The sequence below is a fragment of the Aliikangiella sp. G2MR2-5 genome, from assembly GCF_015687155.1.
Taxonomy (GTDB): domain Bacteria; phylum Pseudomonadota; class Gammaproteobacteria; order Enterobacterales; family Kangiellaceae; genus Aliikangiella.
On record NZ_JADPQF010000002.1, the window covers coordinates 39,804 to 61,923 of the forward strand.

Annotated in this window: 21 protein-coding genes; 5 read left to right on the forward strand and 16 right to left on the reverse strand. The window is 42.2% G+C overall.

Annotated elements, in window-relative coordinates; translation table 11 throughout:
- The first annotated feature begins 16 nt into the window (after positions 1-16).
- Both hemL and IYN84_RS07605 read left to right on the forward strand, forming a co-directional pair.
- The gene (gene hemL, locus IYN84_RS07600) at positions 17-1,303 is read left to right on the forward strand and encodes a glutamate-1-semialdehyde 2,1-aminomutase (RefSeq protein WP_196138611.1); all 1,287 of its coding nucleotides are present in this window, start codon (positions 17-19) and stop codon (positions 1,301-1,303) included.
- 259 nt (positions 1,304-1,562) lie between these two features.
- Complete coding sequence (locus IYN84_RS07605; protein ID WP_196138612.1) at positions 1,563-2,123, forward strand: ABC transporter substrate-binding protein; 561 nt, start codon at positions 1,563-1,565, stop codon at positions 2,121-2,123.
- A gap of 112 nt (positions 2,124-2,235) precedes the next feature.
- Here IYN84_RS07605 and IYN84_RS07610 read toward each other — a convergent pair whose 3' ends face one another.
- Positions 2,236-4,413, reverse strand: a complete 2,178-nt coding sequence (locus IYN84_RS07610; RefSeq protein WP_196138613.1) for a pre-peptidase C-terminal domain-containing protein — start codon at positions 4,411-4,413, stop codon at positions 2,236-2,238.
- Between the two features lie 550 nt (positions 4,414-4,963).
- Here IYN84_RS07610 and IYN84_RS07615 point away from each other — a divergent pair.
- Positions 4,964-5,488, forward strand: coding sequence for a sigma-70 family RNA polymerase sigma factor (locus IYN84_RS07615; RefSeq protein WP_196138614.1), 525 nt, complete (start codon positions 4,964-4,966; stop codon positions 5,486-5,488).
- Entirely contained in the window at positions 5,481-6,152 is a 672-nt protein-coding gene (locus tag IYN84_RS07620) for a DUF3379 family protein (protein WP_196138615.1), read from the forward strand. Before IYN84_RS07615 ends, IYN84_RS07620 begins: the two co-directional genes overlap by 8 nt.
- A 33-nt stretch (positions 6,153-6,185) precedes the next feature.
- Here IYN84_RS07620 and IYN84_RS07625 read toward each other — a convergent pair whose 3' ends face one another.
- The 10 genes from IYN84_RS07625 to glyA all read right to left on the reverse strand — a co-directional run bounded on the left by IYN84_RS07625 (position 6,186) and on the right by glyA (position 14,433).
- Entirely contained in the window at positions 6,186-6,923 is a 738-nt protein-coding gene (locus IYN84_RS07625; protein ID WP_196138616.1) for a TIGR02281 family clan AA aspartic protease, read from the reverse strand.
- Complete coding sequence (locus tag IYN84_RS07630) at positions 6,905-7,399, reverse strand: phosphatidylglycerophosphatase A (RefSeq protein WP_371734824.1); 495 nt, start codon at positions 7,397-7,399, stop codon at positions 6,905-6,907. The genes IYN84_RS07625 and IYN84_RS07630 overlap by 19 nt, the downstream gene beginning before the upstream one ends.
- Positions 7,400-7,452: 53 nt before the next feature.
- The gene (gene thiL / locus IYN84_RS07635; RefSeq protein WP_196138617.1) at positions 7,453-8,409 is read right to left on the reverse strand and encodes a thiamine-phosphate kinase; all 957 of its coding nucleotides are present in this window, start codon (positions 8,407-8,409) and stop codon (positions 7,453-7,455) included.
- A 150-nt stretch (positions 8,410-8,559) separates the two neighbouring features.
- Positions 8,560-8,991 carry a transcription antitermination factor NusB gene (nusB, locus tag IYN84_RS07640; protein ID WP_210330351.1) on the reverse strand — a complete coding sequence of 144 codons (432 nt, stop codon included), beginning with the start codon at positions 8,989-8,991 and terminating at the stop codon, positions 8,560-8,562.
- 3 nt (positions 8,992-8,994) lie between these two features.
- The gene (gene ribE / locus IYN84_RS07645) at positions 8,995-9,462 is read right to left on the reverse strand and encodes a 6,7-dimethyl-8-ribityllumazine synthase (protein ID WP_196138618.1); all 468 of its coding nucleotides are present in this window, start codon (positions 9,460-9,462) and stop codon (positions 8,995-8,997) included.
- A gap of 69 nt (positions 9,463-9,531) precedes the next feature.
- Positions 9,532-10,647 carry a bifunctional 3,4-dihydroxy-2-butanone-4-phosphate synthase/GTP cyclohydrolase II gene (gene ribBA / locus IYN84_RS07650; protein ID WP_196138619.1) on the reverse strand — a complete coding sequence of 372 codons (1,116 nt, stop codon included), beginning with the start codon at positions 10,645-10,647 and terminating at the stop codon, positions 9,532-9,534.
- A gap of 79 nt (positions 10,648-10,726) precedes the next feature.
- Positions 10,727-11,383, reverse strand: a complete 657-nt coding sequence (locus IYN84_RS07655; RefSeq protein WP_196138620.1) for a riboflavin synthase — start codon at positions 11,381-11,383, stop codon at positions 10,727-10,729.
- Between the two features lie 21 nt (positions 11,384-11,404).
- Positions 11,405-12,586, reverse strand: a complete 1,182-nt coding sequence (gene ribD, locus IYN84_RS07660) for a bifunctional diaminohydroxyphosphoribosylaminopyrimidine deaminase/5-amino-6-(5-phosphoribosylamino)uracil reductase RibD (protein WP_196138621.1) — start codon at positions 12,584-12,586, stop codon at positions 11,405-11,407.
- Between the two features lie 21 nt (positions 12,587-12,607).
- A complete protein-coding gene (nrdR, locus tag IYN84_RS07665) occupies positions 12,608-13,063 on the reverse strand; it encodes a transcriptional regulator NrdR (RefSeq protein ID WP_196138622.1) in 456 nt (151 codons plus the stop codon).
- A gap of 116 nt (positions 13,064-13,179) precedes the next feature.
- Complete coding sequence (gene glyA, locus IYN84_RS07670) at positions 13,180-14,433, reverse strand: serine hydroxymethyltransferase (protein ID WP_196138623.1); 1,254 nt, start codon at positions 14,431-14,433, stop codon at positions 13,180-13,182.
- A 341-nt stretch (positions 14,434-14,774) separates the two neighbouring features.
- Between glyA and IYN84_RS07675 the strand changes: the two genes are divergently transcribed.
- Positions 14,775-15,998 carry a GAF domain-containing sensor histidine kinase gene (locus IYN84_RS07675; RefSeq protein ID WP_196138624.1) on the forward strand — a complete coding sequence of 408 codons (1,224 nt, stop codon included), beginning with the start codon at positions 14,775-14,777 and terminating at the stop codon, positions 15,996-15,998.
- Between the two features lie 3 nt (positions 15,999-16,001).
- Here IYN84_RS07675 and IYN84_RS07680 read toward each other — a convergent pair whose 3' ends face one another.
- From IYN84_RS07680 to IYN84_RS07700, 5 genes are all read right to left on the reverse strand, one after another.
- On the reverse strand, positions 16,002-16,592 hold the full coding sequence (locus IYN84_RS07680; RefSeq protein ID WP_196138625.1) for a M23 family metallopeptidase: 591 nt from the start codon (positions 16,590-16,592) through the stop codon (positions 16,002-16,004).
- Positions 16,593-16,816: 224 nt separating this feature from the next.
- Positions 16,817-18,436, reverse strand: coding sequence for a methyl-accepting chemotaxis protein (locus IYN84_RS07685; protein WP_196138626.1), 1,620 nt, complete (start codon positions 18,434-18,436; stop codon positions 16,817-16,819).
- 81 nt (positions 18,437-18,517) lie between these two features.
- Entirely contained in the window at positions 18,518-18,934 is a 417-nt protein-coding gene (locus IYN84_RS07690; RefSeq protein WP_196138627.1) for a phosphate ABC transporter substrate-binding protein, read from the reverse strand.
- A gap of 12 nt (positions 18,935-18,946) precedes the next feature.
- The gene (locus IYN84_RS07695; protein WP_196138628.1) at positions 18,947-20,080 is read right to left on the reverse strand and encodes a porin; all 1,134 of its coding nucleotides are present in this window, start codon (positions 20,078-20,080) and stop codon (positions 18,947-18,949) included.
- 214 nt (positions 20,081-20,294) lie between these two features.
- Positions 20,295-21,881: a chalcone isomerase family protein gene (locus IYN84_RS07700; RefSeq protein WP_196138629.1), complete on the reverse strand. Its 1,587-nt coding sequence runs from the start codon at positions 21,879-21,881 to the stop codon at positions 20,295-20,297.
- Positions 21,882-22,120: the final 239 nt, after the last annotated feature.

Sequence of the window (22,120 nt, forward strand, 5' to 3'; positions counted from 1 at the left end):
TAACTAGAACAATCTTATGAATAAATCTGAAAAACTATTTAATGAAGCCGCCCAATACATCCCTGGCGCAGTAAACTCTCCTGTCAGAGCATTTAACGGTGTCGGCGGAACTCCGGTTTTTATCGCCAAAGCCGATGGTGCTTACTTCACAGATGTTGATGGAAATGAATATGTTGACTATGTTGGCTCCTGGGGACCAATGGTACACGGGCACAATAATCCGCAGATTCGACAGGCTGTAATTGAAGCTTCGGCTAATGGACTTAGTTTTGGTGCCCCAACTGAAATTGAAGTCACTATGGCGAAGAAAGTTTGTGAAATGATCCCTTCGATAGAGCAGGTAAGAATGGTTAGTTCTGGAACAGAGGCCACCATGTCAGCAATTCGACTGGCACGCGGTTATACGGGTAAAGACAAGCTAATCAAGTTTGAAGGTTGCTACCATGGCCATGCGGATTGTCTTTTAGTTAAAGCCGGTTCAGGTGCACTAACATTAGGGGAACCAACATCACCGGGCGTCCCTGCAGATTTTGCAAAACATACCCTGACAGCGGAATTTAACAATCTTGAAAGTGTCAAGCAGTTGCTTGAGGCAAATCGAGATGAAGTAGCCACTATCATCGTCGAGCCGATCGCAGGAAATATGAACTGTATTCCGCCTCAGGAAGGATTTCTTCAAGGTCTGCGAAGTTTGTGTGATGAACATAAAGTGGTTTTGATTTTTGACGAAGTCATGTGTGGTTTGCGAGTTGGACCAGGAACAGCACAACAGCTTTATAATGTGAAACCAGATTTAACTACCTTAGGAAAAATCCTGGGTGGTGGTATGCCAGTTGGCGCTTTCGGCGGTAAAAAAGATATCATGCAGCATTTAGCTCCCGCGGGCCCAGTCTATCAAGCAGGTACATTGTCAGGTAACCCAATAGCAATGGCTGCAGGCTTAACATCTTTGAACTTACTATCAGAAGATGGATTTTTTGAGCCACTTTATAAATACTGCGAACAACTTGTATCTGGTTTACAAGCCTTGGCTGACAAACACAATGTCCCATTCACAACCAATCATGTTGGCAGCATGTTTGGATTGTTTTTTACTACTGAAAAAGAGATCTCTCGATTCAACCAGGTTGTCTCATCCGATCAGGAAGCTTTCAAAACGTTTTTTCATGCTATGCTTGATGAAGGAGTTTATTTAGCACCTTCTGCATTTGAAGCTGGGTTTATTAGCGCTGCACATGATGAGAAAACATTGCAAAAAACACTTGAGGCTGCAGATAAAGCATTCGCAACACTCAAAAAATAAAATCTGTTTACATAGTTGCCGCACCGATAGATACTTTGCTGCGGCAACTTTTTGCAGAATACTGAAGCAGTATCGCTGTATTTTTTTATTCTTACTTTCTTCCATTTTCAGTTCGTTACAGTCCGTCAGCTACGCCAAACCAACATCTCCCCAAACTTCAGGTGAACAAATCATAACGATTGGCTTTGTAAAAAAGGAAGTCTACTCGCCTATTTCTATTGAAATATTAACTCGCGCTTATGAGGCTATAGGCTATCAGATGAAAGTAATAGAGTTGCCCGCCAAGCGACTGCTTATACAGGCAAATAGCGGTTCAATCGACGGAGACCTGCATCGAGTTGATGGGATTAGTAAAGACTACCCGAATTTACTGAAGGTTCCAGTTATTGTTAATTATGCAAACGCAGTAGTTTTTACCAAAAATTATGACTTTGAGGTAGACGGTTGGCAAAGCCTGAAAAAATATCGTGTGGGCACACTCAAAGGATATAAGTTTGCTGAAAAAGGAACAAAAAGCATTCCCAAAGTAGTCCGTGCAGCTCACTTTGAGCAACTTATAAATATGCTTAAACTTGACCGGATCGACATAGCTATTGGACTTGAACTTTTCCAGCATTCCTATTCAGAGACAATTAAAAAAGCAGGTCTTAAAGTGCTTTACCCACCAATAATGAAAGTTGAGGTTTTTCATTATATTAACAAAGAGCACGCAGATTTAGTCCCTCTTCTGACTAGACAGCTTCAACAAATGGCTTCAAAAGGAGAGCTCGAGAAAATCAGAACTGACTACATTACAAGAATCATTGAACAAAACAATTAATAACAAGATGAGCCCGGCTATTACCGAGCTCAAGCTTATGAAAACCTGCTGTTCTTACAGCGCTTGTTAAATCTCTCTACATTGATAATATTTCAACGCTACCTCATTCATACTATGGTATCCATTGAACATTTAAGGTTACGTTAGTGTAGTCATCATATGCTCGAATACCGATATACCATTTACCTCCTTCAGGATTTGATATGCTACAGTTTTCGCTATTTCCATCTTTGTAAGGACGACAAAAGTATTCTGCAGTTGTTGGTAAATTGTTTGGATTTAAATAGAGATCAGCGTCACCACTTCCACCGCTGATTTCAACATCAAAGCTAGTCATACCCTCAGGCAGGTTAACTTCAAAGTATTTCCAGCCTGAACGAAAGTCGCTCAAGTTACTTCTCTCCAAAGAACCTCCTTGCGGAACATCATCTATCTGATAACTTGCAACCAAAGTCAGATCAGAAAAAGAATTATAACCATTCAGCATTACATAGTAGATTCCTTCCGATGGCTGAGAAAAATTACAACTTTCTTCATTTCCACTTTTCCAGGGTCTGCAATCGTATTGTGATAAGGAGGGCTCTTGACCATGTCTCACATAAAGATCGGCGTCACCTACTCCGCCATAAATTTCAAAGCTTACATTTTTTGCCTCTTGTGGCACTTCGAAATAGAAAGTTAGCTGTTCGTTTTGATTTGCAGCTAAACTTGCGCGTGCCAGCCCATTAGTTAATCGTTTTTTGTCCGGCTCAGTAGTATTCTCAAGATAAGCGGTCAGATTCACATGCTCAAAAGAAGACTCAACGGGCTCAAGTAGAATATACCAGACACCACTTTCTGGTTGGTCAACAATAATTGATTCCAGATTGCCGGGGTTGGTTGAAACAGCATCAAAATCGGAAGTTGTGGGGGTACGATTGGCTGCGGCATAAAGATTCATCTCTCCACCATTTTTATCTTCAAACAAAGTTGTTTCAATTCGCAACGCAGCGGTACCTTCTGAAACTTCGATGTTGTACACCTGACTTCCTTTTGACATCAAATTTTCTCGAGCTTTACCATGATATAGAACGAATTGAGCATCACCTTCACAAGAGAAGCTTCCTCCATTTTTTACTGGATTGTATACCGGTTGGTTGTTACCCAGTACGCTGCTAACGAAATCAATGGCATTACAAGAATACTCATCGAGTTGATTGTTCGATACATCGAGATTTTCCAATAAAGGAGGAAGTGCCCAGCGTTCTTCTAGCAAATCCAAATGATTATTTGAAAGATTTATATCCGTCAAATGATTTGGAAGCTCTGGAATCTCTGACAGATTTTCATTGGATACATTCAAAATCTTTAAAAAACGAAAAAATTCAACTCCTTTAATGCTACTAATATTTCCATTTCCCGGCGTATAAACAGCTTCAATTTTAGCGGCTTCCAAAGAGTCGATTTCACCATCACCATTTAGATCAAATTCAGCGACCAGATAGCTTTTAAAATTTGGATCAGGAATATCAATTATCTTGGCACCATAATGACTTGCCACACTTAATTGCTCACCGCCACTAAAAAACTTTCGCTGCCCCATAAGCTTCTGATATTTTTCATATTCTGGTTTAGCTTGAATCGTAATTTGTCCGTTTTTGGTGAATGCTTTTTCAGGATAGTGCATCACAGAGAGAAAATCATACGAACCATAATCACTCGTAGTTTTTAGTGTAAAATTATGCGTTCGATTGTCTAACACATTATCAATCATAATATCAACGTAATCATCCCGATTGGCTCGCTGGTGCTCATGCCGCATTCCAAGTGAATGACCTAGCTCATGAACGATCACAAAAATATTTTCCCAGTTATTCATCGACAAATATTGTCGACCGCCAACCATTCCAACGATAGCACTATTGGATGTTCCATTCTGAACATATACATAGTTTTCCTGTTCGACTCTTTCTATAAATTTCAATTCTGCTACCGCAGTCCAATATTGTGTCGCTTGTAGAAAATTCTGCTTATTTTCACTGCTTACTTGCGGGTCGAATTCATAATAGACAATTCCGTCAGTCCATTTACTTATTCCCGTATCAAACTGAGATTTAGTTTCATAGCGATTAAAAGGGATCAGCATATCGTCAAATTTCTGATACTGACTTCCATCTATCTCCACCAGATTTTCTGATAACTCGGTCTTCTTTTTTTCAAAGGTCTGGTTCAGGCTCACCCCGACAACTTGACAAGAAAATGCTGCGGCAAAAATCATTACACTCGCCGCCATGCGAGTTTTTTGATTCATGATATTGTCCCTTATTGGTTAATGAATAAACATGTCGTTAAATAGTGTTTTCATTATGTTCATTTAACAAAAAAGGAAACAAACAAATAAAATTTTCGCTTCAGATTAATTTTTCTAATAACAGTTTTTAAGTGCAGTTATCTCATGAGATACTACGCTTTTGACAGCTTTTTAAGGTTCACTTTCGCTCGCTTAATATCAAAAATTTTTAAGAACGCGCTAAGCTATATACATGTAATAACGGAGACATCCTGATTGTGTTAGGCAACTGATTTATTACTTATTGATGACAATCAACCTTTTTCTCAAACAGCAATGATGCAATTGATACTTCTTGTCTGCTAGCCTGGCTATATACTAGCCAGTTGACAGTCCAATATTTAGTATGACCAACTATTTACAACTCCTGCACTGTCGGTCATAAATAATTGACGTCTTCTCTGAGTTAATACCGGGATTGACTAAATTTCACCGGATGAAAGATAATTACATACAGTCAGGTCTTAGTTAGTACAAATGAATACTTCTGACTATCGAGGCAAGCATTCTCTTGAGTAATAAAGAACGACAATTTGAAAACCTGGTCCGAAGTTACTATCGGCCGCTATTCCAATATGCATTCTGGATGAGTAAATCCAACAGTGTTGCAGAAGATATTGTTCAGGAAACTTTTGCTCGAGCCTGGAAAAGTATCGATCAACTAAAAGATATAAAAGCAGTCAAATCCTGGCTCTATACAATCCTAACTCGAGAAAATGCTCGCCGCTTTGAAAGAAAACAGCTGCCTGTGATTAACCTTAGTGAGAGCTGGCAGCTTGAACAAGTAGCATCTCCTAATGACGACTACGAAGTACTGGACATTCGTCGAGCAATCATGGCTTTACCGGAAACCTACCGAGAACCTTTAGCGCTTCAAGTTATAGGCGGTCTTTCAACTGAGGAAATAGCAAACGTTCTTTCAATCAAGAGTAATACCGTATCGACTCGCTTGTTTCGTGCGCGCTCTGTGCTTAAGAGCCAGCTGTCAGGCAATTTTGGCTCCACTATTGCCAAAGGGGGGCGGAAAGATGGATGAACTAAACAAAAAAAGAAACCTGAAGGCTGATCCGCGCAGTTGGTTGGAGCAAATCGATGACAAAGTCCTGGCAGAAATGAGTCCGCAGCAAAGAGAAAACGTTTTGTCTGACAAAGCGTTTGAAAAACTGCTAGATAAAGGCATGGATATTCCCGTACCGGTGGAACTATCCGACAAGATATTGCTCAATCAATCGACTCAAAATAAGCGGTTCTACCCTGCAGTATTTTCTATTGCGGCATCTGTTGTTCTAATCACCGGCTTATGGTTGCTTTTTCCGCGGCCTGAATCTGATTTTGGTAGCGAAGCAATCGCACATGTGAAACTGGAATCCGAGTATCTATACCTCGATAAAACAATCGGCAGGCAAACTCTCGACAACAGAATGAAGGCAATGGGACTATCTCTCCCGAAACTGCCAGAAGAAGTGGTATTTGCAGTCCGCTGTCACTATGCAGGACAGGAAGCAATGCATATGATTGCAAAAATCGATGGTCAGCCTGTATCACTGTTGATGACCAAAAATAAAATCACTGAAGAAGGCTTTTTCGAGGACAGTGAGTTGGTGGGTCGCTTTACCAACAACCTTAACCAGCAACTGGTTGTCATTGCCAGAAAAAGTGCATTGATTGATCGTTTCATTTCACAGATTAGTGAAGGATAATAGCTGAGAGTTTTGGATCAGTATTTTAGGGGGCTAGTATTTTTTGGTCAGAATTAACACCTGCCCGTCGTTTTCCATTTTCAACCGGCTTAGAAATGACATTCCAAGCAAGACTTCGGCAGGCCCGGTACCTTTCACTACCATGGCATCAACATTTCTCAACTCAATTCCGCCAACTCTGACTTTTTTCAGATTTAGCGCCCACGCAGGTACAACGCCGGCAGCAGTTGAGACAGCTATTTTTCTCCCTTCCATTTTGTACATTAAGCCAATCTGACTCGCTATTGACTCATTCATTGCAACCTGTGATGCACCTGTATCGACCAGAATTGGCACACCAATACCATTGATGAATCCCTTGGTTTTAAACATACCTCCACTATTGCGAAGGATTCTTACTACATTGGCACTTGCGCTGGCAGCACTACTGTCAACTCCGGAAATTTTTGGCGTGGAGTCTTCGAGTTTGGTAAAGCGTCCAATCCCTCCAGGTTTAAGTTCAACCTTCTTTTGGTTCACTTCAATTACTGCTGACTGAGTATCTGCCCTGATCAAACGAATATTCCTGGCAATTTTATCTCCATTCCGATAAAGCTTTTGCTTTCCTTTATATTTAAGCATGGCGGCATTTTTGAAGAGAGCAATAAGTTGAACTTGCTCTTCTTCAGCTTTTGTTTCCTGGCCGAAACATAGTGGAGTCGAAATGATCGAAACGAACAGCAGTAACAACCTGACTTTTCGTTTCAATATTTTTACCACTTCATCACCCATAATAAATTAAACCCATATAATGTTATCCAGGCAAACACTCCTGCTATCAAATCATCGAGCATAATTCCGAGACCTCCGGAAACATGCTTATCTACCCATTTTATCGGCCATGGTTTAAAAATATCAAATATTCGGAAAAAGATGAAAGCGAATAACAAATTCCACCACTCGGGAGCAAACCCCAGCATTGCAATCATATATCCAGCAAACTCATCCCAGACGATACCGGGATGGTCGTGTACATTGAGTTTTCGTGAAGATTGATGGCAGATATAAATACCTGCTATGACAGTAACCAGAACAAGTAGTAGCGCAGAAAGCAGCGAAAGGGAAGCGATCAGATAGGCCAGCGGTATAGCTGCTATAGTACCAAAAGTACCGGGAGCAACAGGTGCAAGACCACTTCCAAACCCGAAAGCTAGAAAATGTATGGGATCTGTAAATACCGTTTTCGCGCTGATTTTCATACTGCTCATAAACTATTTCTTACCCGATATCAGTTATCCGCGGTATTACTTTGCAATTTTTGTTAAAAATGCTTGTAACCCATTTCCTCTAACTGAATATCTTCTTTATCACGCAATAACCTGACTCCCGGTTTCCCGGTCAATCGGCCAATCGGAATACAGTCGGTTCCGACCGTTTCCAAAGCATTTTTAGCAGCATCCAGTTCATCTTCATCAACAGTAAAGCAAAGTTCGTAGTCGTCGCCACCAGTTAGTGCCGCTCGCATGCGAACCTCGGCATCTTCCACCTGCATAGCAGCTGGCGACAAAGGAATTCGCTCCCAGCGTAACAATGCACCAACACCACTTTGCTGGCTAATATGATTCACATCAGCGAGCAACCCGTCGGAAATATCAATTGCGGAAGTTGCTCGGCCTCGTAAAGCAATCCCCGCCGCAATCCGCGGATAAGGAGTCTGATATTTTTTTAACAGCTCCGCCGCAGCCTTAGGGTTCACACTCAACTCATTTCTCGCTACCATCAACCCTAACGCTGCACCTCCAACCGGCCCGGTTACACAAATCAAATCTCCAGGCTTGCCTTGATCGCGACGATGAAAGACCTGTTCAGGTACAAAGCCGTGTGCTTGTATGGTGATAGCTAATGGACCACGAGTAGTATCCCCTCCAACCAGACTCACACCAAAAAACTCAAGCATTCGCTTTAATCCCCGAGAAAAGTCTGCCAGCCAGTCCGGATCAGCTTTGGGAAGAGATAGACTCATTGTAATCCACGCAGGCTCAGCGCCTGCTGCCGCCAGGTCACTCAAATTAACAGCTATAGCTTTATGTGCGATATCTGCCGCATTAGCCTCAGACATAAAATGCACATCGCCTATCAAAGTATCCATTGATATCGCTAATCTTTGTCCGCGTGGAACTTTGAGCAAAGCGCAGTCGTCACCAATACCTTTAATAACATCCTTTCTTTTGACAGAATCTACAGATAGAAATCTCTCGATGATTTCAAATTCGTTCATTTTCGTCCTTTAATGGAATTCTTTACCGTGCAATAGAACAGAATTGATAAACCTTCTGTTACAGGCTTTTGCCTTAACTGGCCATAATATACGAGAACTGACCACTCGCATCTAAACATCACCAATTAGCTGTTGGATAAGTTATCTGACCTACTTTTTAATCTCTAATGGTCGAGCTTTTCTAGCTAATTTATCGAGGATACCATTTACAAATTTGTGACCATCTTCAGCACCGAAGGTTTTTGTCAGCTCCAGAGCTTCATTTATGACCACTTTATAGGGAATATCCATTCTCTCTTTCAATTCATATGTTGCCAGCCGCAGTACCGCCAGCTCTACCGGATTAATTTCCTCAAACGGTCGATCAAGATATGGCGCCAATAGCTCATCCAATTCGGAAACCTGAGCCAAAGAGTTCACCATGATATCTCTGAAGTACTCAATATCAACTTTGGCCTGGTTGATTGTTTCCAAAAATTGAAGTTCAATCTCATTGATCGGAGAGCCGCTTAATTGCCACTGATAAATAGCCTGAACGGCGTATCGTCTCGCTTTTTTTCGCGTAGAAGGTTTCTGAATCATGGACTAGGCATCCAACTGTTGAAATAAATTAACCATTTCCAATGCACCCAAAGCAGCTTCAGCACCTTTATTACCAGCTTTGGTTCCTGCACGTTCGATAGCTTGTTCAATACTATCGACAGTCAACACACCAAACGCGACCGGAATACCATCAGCCAGAGAAACTTGTGACAATCCTTTTACACACTCTCCCGCAACATACTCAAAGTGTGGCGTACCACCACGAATAACAGCCCCAAGAGCAACAATTGCATCATATTTCTTACTCGCTGCAATACGCTGAGCGGCAACCGGCATTTCAAATGCGCCAGGTACTCGAATAATTTCGATATCCTTCTCTGCAACGCCATGTCGCTTAAGAGCATCGATTGCGCCTTCCACCAGACTTTCAACAACAAAGCTGTTAAAACGCGCAACTAACAAAGCGAACTTGCTACCATTTGCGATCATATTGCCTTCAATTGTTTTCATTTCATTCTCTCATTATCTAAATTTAAAAATCTAACTATATTCGTTGTTTCAAAGCCTGACACCAAGCACCTACTCATCTTCCAGAAACTCTACAACTTCCAGACTAAAACCTGATAGTGCGCGATATTTTTTCACCGGGCTCAAAAGCTTCATTTTGTGAACCCCCAGCTCCATCAATATTTGCGAGCCGATACCAACTGTTCTGGAGGCTCTACTAGCTTGAGCCTGTGCTTTCGGGCTCATTGTTTTGTTCCCTGATAACACCGCGATACGATCAATAATTGATTGCGGAGATGACTGATTTCCTAACAAAACCACTACTCCACTTTCTTCTGAAGCAACTTTTTCTATGGCTCTTTGAATAGTCCAGCTACCTTGACTCTTTTTACTTTTCGCCAGAAGATCAGTGGCGATATCGGTAACATGAACTCGAACTGTAGTTATCGTATCGGGCTTGATTTCCCCTTTAACCAGAGCAATATGAGTTTGCCCATCGATGGTGTCCTTAAAAGCATGTAATTTGAAATCGCCATAATCGGTGGGCCAGTCAACACAAAGCGCCTGCTCAATAGTATGTTCGGTATTCATTCGGTACTCAATCAAGTCTGCAATGGTACCAATTTTTAACCCATGCTCCTGAGCAACTTTTTCCAGATCAGGTCGACGTGCCATAGTGCCGTCTTCATTTAGAATTTCGACAATAGTCGCACTCGGTTCAAGCCCTGCTAGTCTGGCCAGATCACAACCTGCTTCGGTATGACCGGCACGGTTTAACACTCCACCAGGCTTGGCCATAATCGGGAAAATATGTCCCGGTTGTACAATATCTGTTGGCTTGGCGTTCGCCGCCACCGCAGCCTGAATCGTCTTTGCCCTATCAGCTGCCGAAATCCCGGTGGTCACTCCTTCAGCAGCTTCGATTGAAACGGTAAAATTAGTTTCGAATGAAGCTTCATTGCGCCCCACCATCAAGGGTAAGCGTAATTGCTCACAACGTTCAGCAGTCAAAGTTAAACAAATCAGTCCACGCCCATAACGCGCCATAAAGTTAATATCTTCCGGCCTGACCATGCTGGAGGCCATCACCAGATCACCTTCATTTTCTCGATCTTCGTCATCCATCAGGATAACCATTTTGCCTGCGGCAATATCTTCAATCAGTTCTTTTGCACTATTCAGTTGCATCTTTGCAGTCTTTCCTGTTTTTCAGTCAGTCTGTAATTGTTTATAAGTTGGCTACGCCAGGTACCTGATTAGGTTTCGCCTAGCTTTTGATAAATCCGCTTTGCATCAATAGTTGATAATCTACACTACCGGCTTTTTGTTCGCTTTGCCCAAGCAAAAGACGCTCCAGGTATCGCGCCAGCAAATCGACTTCCAGATTGACCTTGCTTCCTACCAGATACTCGCTGGCAGTCGTTTCCTGCAGCGTATGTGGTACTAAGTTTAGTTTAAAAATCTCGCCTTCGACCTGATTCACTGTCAGTGATACACCGTCAACGGTTATCGATCCTTTTTTGGCAATATATTTGGCCAATTCGCCCGGAACCCTGATGTCATATTGAATACTTCTGGCTTCGTCTTTTATTGCTATCACTTCCCCGATCCCGTCAACATGCCCGCTCACCAGATGACCGCCGAGGCGTGTTGTCGGGGTCAATGCCTTTTCCAGATTGACCGGTGTGCCCACTTTGATATCAGCCAGCGTAGTTAATGCCAAAGTTTCTCCAGAGACATCTGCAGTGTATGAAGTCTTATCAAAAGCAATTGCAGTCAGGCAAACACCATTGCAAGCAATACTGTCACCCAGCGCAACATCAGACATATCCAGTTTTCCGACATTGATCTTAAAGCGTTTGTCACCCGACTTATTTTCTACCGCTTCGATCCGTCCGATCGCTTCAATAATTCCAGTAAACACTTATCACCTCTGCAACCTCAATTAACTTACTCGATAAGTTAGCTTGATATCATCGCCCAACAAACGCATATCAGAAAGCTTTAGTTCTGGCGCCTCGTCCATATTCAATACTTCCAGCGCCATCAAACCCTTGGCTTTGTCGCCCATCAGTTTGGATGCCATATAGACGACCAACTCGTCCACCAGACCAGCACTAAAAAATGCACCACTCAGTTTGTGTCCGGCTTCAATCATCAACTGATTAAAACCATTTACGGTTAGCCTCTCAAGCAGCCGGAGTAATGAGTCAGGCGTTTGCCATTGCTCTACATGTCTAAACTGCGCAGAATGTTCAGCCCCCTCAGTTTCCAGGCATTTTGCTCCATCGGTTACCCAGATTACACGATCACTCGTACTGTGCCGGGCAAATAGCTTGGCGTTAAAGTCGGCCCGTCCACCTCTATCGAGTAAAATTCTAGCAGGCAGACAAAACCCTTTACTCTGTGCTTTATCGAACCAATCATCCAGCTGATATAAAGTATCTTGTCTGCGCACCGTCAGACTGGGATTATCAGCCAACAGCGTTCCTACCCCGGTAACAATTGCATCCTGCCGTGCACGCAGCTTTTGCACATCCGCTCTCGCCTGACTGCCAGTTATCCATTTGCTTTGGCCATTTGCAAGCGCCGTGCGACCATCAAGACTCATTGCCAGTTTACAGATAACCCAGGGACGACCACGTTCCATTGCCGAAATAAAACCCGGATTTATCGCTCTCGCCTGAGCTTCCAGCAGACCGTATTCCACTTTAATTCCGGCATCTTGCAATATGGCAAAACCTTTTCCTGCCACCTTCGGATTCGGATCCAGCATAGCGGCGACCACTTTGCCAACACCTGCTTTGATCAAAGCTTCGGCACAGGGTCCTGTTTTTCCACGATGGGCACACGGCTCCAAAGTTACATAGCAGGTGGCACCTTGTGCCTTTTCCCCTGCCATTGCCAGCGCATTGACCTCAGCATGGGCTAATCCAAATTGTTCGTGTCCACCTTCTCCAACCAGAACTTCCCCCTGGGTAATCACGCATCCCACCATCGGATTAGGTCGCGCGGTGAACTCGCCTTTTTTAGCCTGTCGCAAAGCTCGCGCCATCATTTGATGGTCAAATCCGCTCCACCGGAATGGATGTGCTGAAGATTTTTTTGTGCTATTTGCGGACGACATAGGTTAACCTACAAACTTCAACTAGTCGTTTGATTCCAGACGCTCAATTTCATCGCGGAATTCGCTAACATCCTGAAAACGACGATAAACCGAAGCAAAACGAACAAAAGCGACCTGGTCGAGCTTTTTCAGCTCATTCATTACCATTTCACCAATGACCTGAGCACTGATTTCACGTTCGCCGAGGGCTCTTAATTTTGACTGAATTCCAAGAATAGATTTTTGAACATCTTCAACCGAGACAGGGCGCTTTTCAACTGCACGCAAGATTCCGCCACGTAATTTTTCGTCGTCAAAAGGCTGACGGGTACCATCGCCCTTAATCACGCGAGGCATAACCAGTTCGGCAGTTTCAAAGGTGGTAAATCTTTCGCCGCATTCATTACATTCGCGACGACGGCGGACCTGATCACCTTCAGTGACCAAGCGAGAGTCGATAACTTTTGTATCTTGAAAAGAGCAAAATGGGCAACGCATGGTGGCTCCAAAATAGTGGCACATCGCCAAAGACGGCGCATTTTACCGTCATTAATGCAACAAAGCCATTCCGGCGGGACCGAAATGGCTCTGCATTATAACACCTAAATATCGATTTAGTGACCGTAAACCGGGAATTTCGCTGTTAATTCAAGGACTTTAGCTTTTACCTGAGCAATCACTTCTTTATTCTCGATATCATCAAGAATGTCACAAATCCAGCCTGCGAGCTCGGTTGCTTCAGCTTCTTTCATGCCGCGAGTGGTAATTGCAGGCGTTCCCATGCGTAATCCGCTAGTAACAAATGGAGAGCGAGGCTCATTAGGAACAGTATTCTTGTTCACTGTAATGTAAGCCTCTCCCAGCGCAGCTTCAGCATCTTTACCAGTGATGTCTTTATCTATCAGGTCAATCAGGAATAAGTGATTATCTGTACCACCAGAGACAATTTTGTAGCCTCTTTCCTGTAACACGCTGACCATGGCACGAGCATTAACCAGAACCTGCTTTTGCATGGCTTTGAACTCGTCGCCCAAAGCTTCTTTAAAGGCTACCGCTTTTGCCGCAATGATATGCATTAAAGGCCCCCCCTGATTACCAGGGAAAACTGCTGAGTTGAATTTCTTTTCAAGGTCAGGGTTAGCTTTAGCCATGATTATACCGCCACGAGGACCAGCCAAAGTTTTATGAGTTGTCGAAGTAACAACATCCGCATGAGGAACAGGGTTCGGATAGAGACCAGCGGCAACAAGACCGGCAACGTGTGCCATGTCTACCATAAAGTAAGCACCAACTTTATCAGCAATTTCGCGGAATTTTGCCCAGTCAACAGTACGAGAATAGGCAGAAAAACCGCCTAAAATCATTTTTGGCTTGTGCTCTAAAGCCAAAGCTTCAACCTGTTCAAAGTCGATGTAGCCGTTCTTATCCAGACCATACTGAACCGATTTATAAATTTTTCCTGAGAAGTTTACAGGGGAACCGTGGGTCAGGTGACCACCTTCGCTCAGACTCATACCTAAAACTGTATCGCCTGGATTTAATAAAGCTGCGTATACAGCGCTGTTCGCCTGTGAGCCGGAGTGTGGCTGAACATTGGCGTAATCGGCACCAAACAGCTCTTTCAAACGAGCGATAGCCAGATCTTCAGCGATATCAACAAACTCGCAACCGCCATAGTAACGCTTGTGTGGATAACCTTCAGCATACTTGTTGGTCAGCACAGAACCCTGAGCTTCCATTACACGCGCGCTGGTGTAGTTTTCCGAAGCGATCAGCTCAATATGCTCTTCTTGACGCTTCTTTTCTGCTTCGATCGACTGCCATAGCTCAGGATCGAACTCGGCGATAGTTTGCTTGTTGTCTAACATAAACAAATTCCTAAAATTTCAGGTTATAGCCCGCAGGCGGCGGATATTGTCAATTTGGGCGCGTATTGTAATGCAAAACGCTACGGATGTCGCATTTTTAAGCAGATAGCGCTATATCGATTTTTTATTTCAGATTGCCTTCAGCGTAATGTTTTAAATTAACTCTGATGCCATTTTGGAACTATTACATTGATAGGCACTTTCAATCAATTGCTAAATAGTCAAAAAGATTGCACCTATCATCTATACTTTTTAATAGCTGCTTCACGCTTATAGCGGTTAGCTACAACTATCCAGCCATACAAAGCAGACACAAAATTTAAGATATCAATTATCATTTTATGCAGACGCCTGACATCCCTGAAAACGAATCCCTGAGACTCAATGCTCTCAATCATTACGATATCCTTGATACCCAGGCGGAGCAAAGCTTTGACGAGCTTACCCAAATTGTAGCCGATATTTGTGGAGTACCAATCGCTCTGGTTAGTCTGGTAGATTCACAAAGACAATGGTTTAAATCAAAAATAGGTCTGGCGACCTGTGAAACTGAGCGAAACATTGCCTTCTGCGCACATGCCATTCTTCAGCCCGATATATTTATCATAGAAAATACACTAAAAGATGACAGATTTTCCGATAATCCGCTGGTAACGGGGTCGCCGAATATTCGATTCTATGCAGGCGCTCCCCTCATCACTCAAGATGGATTCGCCCTGGGAACATTATGTGTGATAGATACCAAGCCGCGAAGTTTAGACAAAATACAAATGCGAACTCTCCGAGCAGTTGCTAACCAGGTCGTTGCCCAACTAGAGTTGAGAGTCAAAAATAAAGAGTTGTTAAGAACGAACTTGGTCAAAGAAAGAATATTGTCAATTCTGGCACATGACTTAAAAAATAGCTTTAACAGTATCATTGGTCTAGCGAAGCTACTTAGTACTCGCAAACTTTCACTTGGTACCGACAAAGTCACTGAGGTCGCGGGCCAAATTTATCAATCAGGTGATAGAGCTTACAGCCTGCTGCAAAATATACTGGACTGGAGTAAAACACAAAATGAAGATGAACATTCTGAAAGCCAGGCAAAGATTTCGGATATTTTCGATTCAGTGAAACAACTGACTCAAGCGCAAGCAAAAATAAAGAGCGTTGAGGTTATCTATGAGGTTGTAAACGATATTTCGGTTCCGTTTGGAAAAACTCTGGGACTGTCTGCGATTCTGAACCTGGTCAATAATTCGATAAAGTTTTCAAACAAAGGTCAAAAAATAGAAGTCTCTGCGCAAACCGTCAAAAACCAATATCAGATAACGGTTTCTGACAAAGGTAAAGGAATGAATAAACAGCAAGCCAGCCAGCTATTTTCTGGTGAAGTAGCAGCAAGTCGAAAAGGCACTGAAGGAGAGCCCGGTACAGGATTGGGCTCTATATTTGTTTATGATTTTGTAAAGTCGATAGATGGTGAAATTACTGTTGACACAAAGCCTGAGCTTGGCTGCACAGTGACAATCACGCTTCCGCAATATAACCAATACTCAAAAAACCAGAAGGATGCGCTTTAGCCGTTACTCCATTTCACGTCTGGTTTCAATACCAACCGTTCTTTGATCAAATCGAATTTGTAATGGTTGCTCTCCTTTCCAGGCAGCAATATGCAAGTGAGGATTTCGAGAGTAGCCATTGTTTCCAATTTTGGCAACCACATCACCTGCGTTAACACTATCCCCAACTTTTACTTTCGGAGCATCAATATGAGCAATCAAAATCATGGTTTCATCTGACTTTTTAAAGGTTATGGAGCTTGCTCGTCCCGGGGTCATGATTCCAGGCTCATTTGTTACCTTATTAATCTGAATGTCTGCAACAATGCAATCGCAGGGAGCCAGTACTTTCTTACCGTAACCATACCAGTCTTCATTTTTGTAGCCATTCCCTTTATATGATCTCATAAACATACGACCATCTGCTTTTAGAAATTCCTGAACAACACAGTCAGTTCCCAGGGCATCACCAACATGTTTAAACTGTCCATCCCAGTGCTCGGTACACGCATAGGTTTCCGCAGTTGGTGCGTGAATCGTCACATAATCGTTTGCTGACAAATCGCTTATGAAGCCTAGCAGAATTAATCCTGATAGTTTTTTTATTAAGTTCATGTAGTTTCCTTGAACGTATTTTCTGGACTTTGATACTTAGAATAAGCATTCTACTTTCACTGATAGATATTTCAAAGTCCGGTTACTAAATTCACATCCGCTAAATTGAAACAAAAACGTAACCGCTATAAGTTATCAACGAACTGGAGTGAGTGACAAGGAAGTTGTGGAAAAACACTTGTCTTCGGGTACCCTTTAGTGAAGAGAAACCTTTGCAGGCCTTTTTAAACTTTGAATTGCCTGGCTACGGCTTCTAACCGCTCCGCCATAGAAGACAGGTTATAGCCCGCTTCTGACAATAATTCTGCATTCTTTGAAGACTTCTCAGTTCGGCTATTAATATCTGCCATTTTAGAGATGATCGCTCCAGACGCGTCTTGCTGTTTATCGGTTGAACTGGCTATTTCCATGTTCATCAAATTAATTTTATTTATTTTTTCAGTAATTATGCTCAAACTATCGCCCGCAAGATTGGCATTCGCTACGCTGTCCTGAGCCTGTCTGGAACTACTTTCCATCGCACTCACCGCCGAACGGGCAGCCGACTGCAGTTTCTCAATAATTTTATGTATCTCTTCGGTGCTTTCCTGAGTTCGCGATGCCAGTGATCGAACCTCGTCAGCAACCACTGCAAAACCTCTTCCTTGTTCGCCAGCCCTTGCCGCCTCAATGGCTGCATTGAGCGCCAATAAATTGGTTTGCTCGGCGATCCCTTTAATAACATCGAGCACCATGCTGACACTTTTGGAGTCAGCTTCTAGCTGAGCGATGACTTCAGAAGCATTTCTCACATCATCAGCCAAAGAATTAATTGATGACACAGTTTGGTGTACTACTTTACTTCCATTTTCAGCTTCTTCATTAGCATTCCTGGCTGCTTCTGCAGCTTCTGCTGCATTGTGAGCAATCTGGGTTACATTTTCTCCCATATGATCAACAGATTCTTTAGTATCATTAGCGCCTTGACGTTGAATAGAAATTTCTTTATGGGATTCATCTGCAATTGAATTTAGCGACTGCACTAAGTCGCTTAAAGGCAAAACCGAATCGATGACCTCCTTGATAACGCCTTGCAACTTTTCTATAAAGCTATTAAACCAAAATACCAAGTCACCAATTTCATCCTTGTTTTTGGTATTGAGTCTGACAGTAAGATCTCCATTTTCCTGAGCAATATCTTTTAACGATGATACTACACTATTGAGGCTTAACTTGATCGCAGAAGTTATTGGAATGGAAACTGCGAATAACAGAAAGATGGTTATTCCGCCGACAATAAAACCAATCATTACTAAGTCCTGTGCTTGATTATTGGCTGTTTCAATAGCATTCTTAAAGACACCATCAAGTTTGGAACGAAATCCCTCTAGCAGGGCTAAAGCACTATCAAATAGTTGATTCAATTCCTGAGCCTGCTTTCCAATTGAAGAAAAGTCGGCACTGCCTTCAATCATTTGTCGCGAAATATCTGATGCCCCCTGATAGTAGGATTTGTATTGTCTTTTAAATTGTTCAACTTCTTCTATATAGGCAGTATTTATTGATACTATATCCTGCAAATATTTGTCCAGCTCTTCTGCTCTGGCCTGAGCCGCAGTGATACTATCTTCATCGCCAGTCGTTACCGCACTACTAAGATTTTCTTTAATTCTTTCAAATTCAACAATGCTCTTGTCGGCCAACTGCAACGCTGGAAAGTAAGTATCACGAGCCGTTTCCAGAAGTTTTTTATTATCAAATGCAGTCAGAGTGGATAAGACTATATAAACCAGAAAACTCAAAGCCCCTATGGTAGGGATCATTAGTACTTTCTGACGAATGGTTAGCCTTTTAAATAAATTCATCAGCTTTTCTCAACTATTTACTAAGCACTATCTACCCATAGCAATGTGCTCGACAAATAAGAATTCTATTGCATTTTTTCGCTAAAACCTGGCAATAACCTTAACACTGTCATCAACATCAGATGCATTAATGTATCCAATATAATCAGGATTGCTTGCGACAGCTTTTTTAACTTCTTGAGCCGTCGCCATGCTTTCCGGCGGCGTTCCTTTGCCTGTAAAAATTAACTTAGACCAATAGGCCTTAAGCTGGCTAGCAGACTTTTTTAACACCTTTTGATTAAACTCATCAGCAGCAGCATCACCTTCAGACAAATTTATCGGCGTAGCGCTACCACCCCCGGGGAAAGACTTCATTTTCCCTAAAAATAGTCGAGCCAGATCCGTATTTGATAGCGTGCTATTGTTAGAAGGATGAACAATGATTGCGACATCTGCAAAGCTATTGTTCGCGTAGAAAAGTGCACAAAGCGTTATTACTAATTTTACAAATTTCATTGGACCCCTCCCTTAGAAAACTAGCGAAACACCAGTAGTCAGCAAATTAACCGACTCCTGAGTAAGATTATCTTCAAATCGGGAAACATTGATTTTGAATGCCGCAGAGGGGTGAAAGTCATATCGAATTCCAAAAGAAATTGTTTCGGTATCTTCATGAAATGCTGAAGCCACAGCATCAAGTGTCGGGCTGGGAATCCCGACCAGGTCAAGAGCAGTTTTAGGAGTTGCATCTTCTATTTCATAGGTAAGAAAGTAAACTGCATTATCAGTATTGACACCGAAAGTAATATAGGCGGAGTCGGTCTCATCAGGCAATATACTATCGTCAGCAGAAAATTGAGTAAACTCGAACTCAGTAAACCAGCGTTCTCCGCTATACCTTACCCCAAGGTTTGTAAACGATGCATCATCTTCGAGGAGTAGAATAGTATTTGCGTCTGGCACTAAGCTGGCAGCAGCATCAGTAGGCAAGCCCAGAGTACAGCTCGGACAAATGGTGTAGCCTAATCGGAACGTCCAGTTAAAATCTGACAACATCCACACAAAACTGGTGGTATTATCTACGTCCGAAGGTCTCTCTATTACCTCGCCATCAACATCAAACTTTAATGTTTCATCAGTACTTCCCGTTGCAATCTGAAGCGCACTGTCAAAGTCTCCGAAGGTTGTATTGTAAGTGTAGGAGATTCCTTCAAAGTTATTCAAAGGTAAATCATAAACGGAGCGAGGTGGAGCTATCCAGTGGTAAGCATAACCGACTTCAAGAAATTCAGAATAGCGATAAAATGGAATTCTTATACGGCCAAACTGGAGACTGGAACTATCAGATAATTCATAGCTCAGGTACGCCCAGGTAAAGTCTGTTGACCATTCATCTCGGGCCCTTGCAACCAGTTGTGCAGTTGCTGATAAACCATCTCCCAGATCGGTAGAGAACTGTAACCCGAACAGCGACTCTGACTCAAAGCTAAAGTCACCATCATATTGCAACAGCTGGTCATCATCGTCGAGTGTTGTTCCCGCAATTATATTTGCAAACCCGTTAACTCTGACTTCAGCCGAACCAGTAAAAGCAATCAAAAACAGAGCTAACATAAGGAGCGATTGTGTAAAGCCCCTCATCATTTTGATTTTATTTAACATAAAACCAACCCCTTCTTTTTCTAACAAAACCAATAGTTAGCTTTAAGCGTAGAACAATATATTTATATTGCAAAACATATAGTTAAAGTAAAAAGTTAATTTACTGCATAAGGTTCAAACAATAACTTATGCATTTTTACAACCATATTTATGTTTTTAATTACCTATTTGCATTTAAAATGATTTTATTTAGCCGCAAACAATGAAAAGACTTTTAAAAGCAAACCCAGAACATTGAACTTCGCTTGCAGTCTTTAAAATTGAAACTGGCTTTGATCTGGAATGAAGTGATTGACAAACCTGGAGGAGGTTTTGGAAGGTTAGAGAGCTTTAATATTTCACTCGAAACAACTGTCTGTAAAAGAGGATCAACCTTAGAAACGATATCTACATCACTCACCTTTAAATCACTGTTCAAGCTGACCAGAACTTGAATATCACTTTTAGGGAGACTCCTTAGCCTCGATGGAGGTCTGATTGATACACTTTCAATTTCACTTCGAAGCAGATTTATATAGTCTGAATATTGTTTACTCTGTGCTTCTGACAGCTTGGGTGCCTTTCCATTGACGCCGATAGTTGATTTATTCTCAATATCATGTGCTCTTTGAGGACATTCCCATAAAAAAACAACGCGCTTACACTCGGCAAAGTGAAACGCCACCATTACAACAAGTTCTTCATCACTCAAGTTGCCAGGAGGCGTAGGGAGAGAAGTCAGCTCAATACTTTTTAATATCGCTGCTCTTAAGCGGGATGGGATAGAAGAAGACTGAAAGCGTTGTTCTTTAATTCTTCCTTCACCACTTAATTTAAGTTCTATCAGCACAGGCTCCTGCGGTAAATTTTTCAAAGACACCGGCGGCTTAGGGTTTGAGCTTTCGACAAGCCCCTTCACCTTATTCAGAAAAGCTGTTTTTTCGTTAATCTTATCGCTCCTTCTTTTCTCTTCGGCTACTTTTTGCGTTTGCTTAGACTTTATTGATTGAGCTTTGCTATTAGCTCGTCCCTGATTTTTAGAAGAATTTTGCGAAACAACCTTTTTTTCGACTCTATCGCTTCTAACCGCTACTCTTTGATTCTTAACCCGTGATTCGGCTATTCGCTTTTCTTTTTCCCTTTCAGCCAGCTCTTTAAGTCTTTCTTCATTTTCCTCTCTCTGCTTTTCTTCCAGAATACTTTTAGCCCATTTTTGTCGAAGCGAAGAGTAAAAGGTATCAAAAAGTTTTGCTGCCAACCTGTCATCTACGGGCGAGGTTAGCTCCTCATAAAAACGGGTGTCTCTTATCGACTTGCCGGTCCAAATTCGAACCAGTATGGGATATAGCCTTGTGCTACTTTGCTGATAAATAGTTACGTCATTGATTGTTACTTTAAGGGACTTGTTATTCTCGAGAATAAATCGAAGAATATCTCCCTTGACATAGGTATGTCTAATAGCTAGCAATAATTCTTGAATACTTTCCTGATTTTCCTCCAGGTCATTCCCTTCATTGTTGACTAAAATGTTCTCCAGCATCATCCTGTAAAAAAGTCTTGAGGAAACTTTTTTGTTTATAAAACGAAACTCCATAGTTCTCGGTTTGTCGGAAGTAATCCATTCTTCCGGATACTCAAGAGTTTCTCTCGAGTAGAGTGCCGCGAGGTATATTGGCACTTTAAGTTCTTCTTTAACTGCCAGCCCTTGAAGTTCACTCTGTTCTGCGGCCTGCAAACATAAGGTAACCATGAAGCCAAAAAGCCACAGGCAGTTAGTTACCTTCTTCTTAACCGCCAATTCTGATTTTATGAAAATTTTCAAGTCAAACTTCCCGCCTATGAAAGTCAATAGTTCCGTCTAACATGATTCCACTTTTATCCTGGTCAAGCATATAGTCACTTTTGAAACGTCACTTTTGAATTGTCACCTTTGATTTAATAGTATAGTTCAAAAAAAACGAGCGACTTGACTAACCGGGATCGCATGGATATTGCTGTCGTAAAGCAGATCCAGAACATTCAGATTCATAGTTTATTTGTATGCATGAACAATTAGAACCT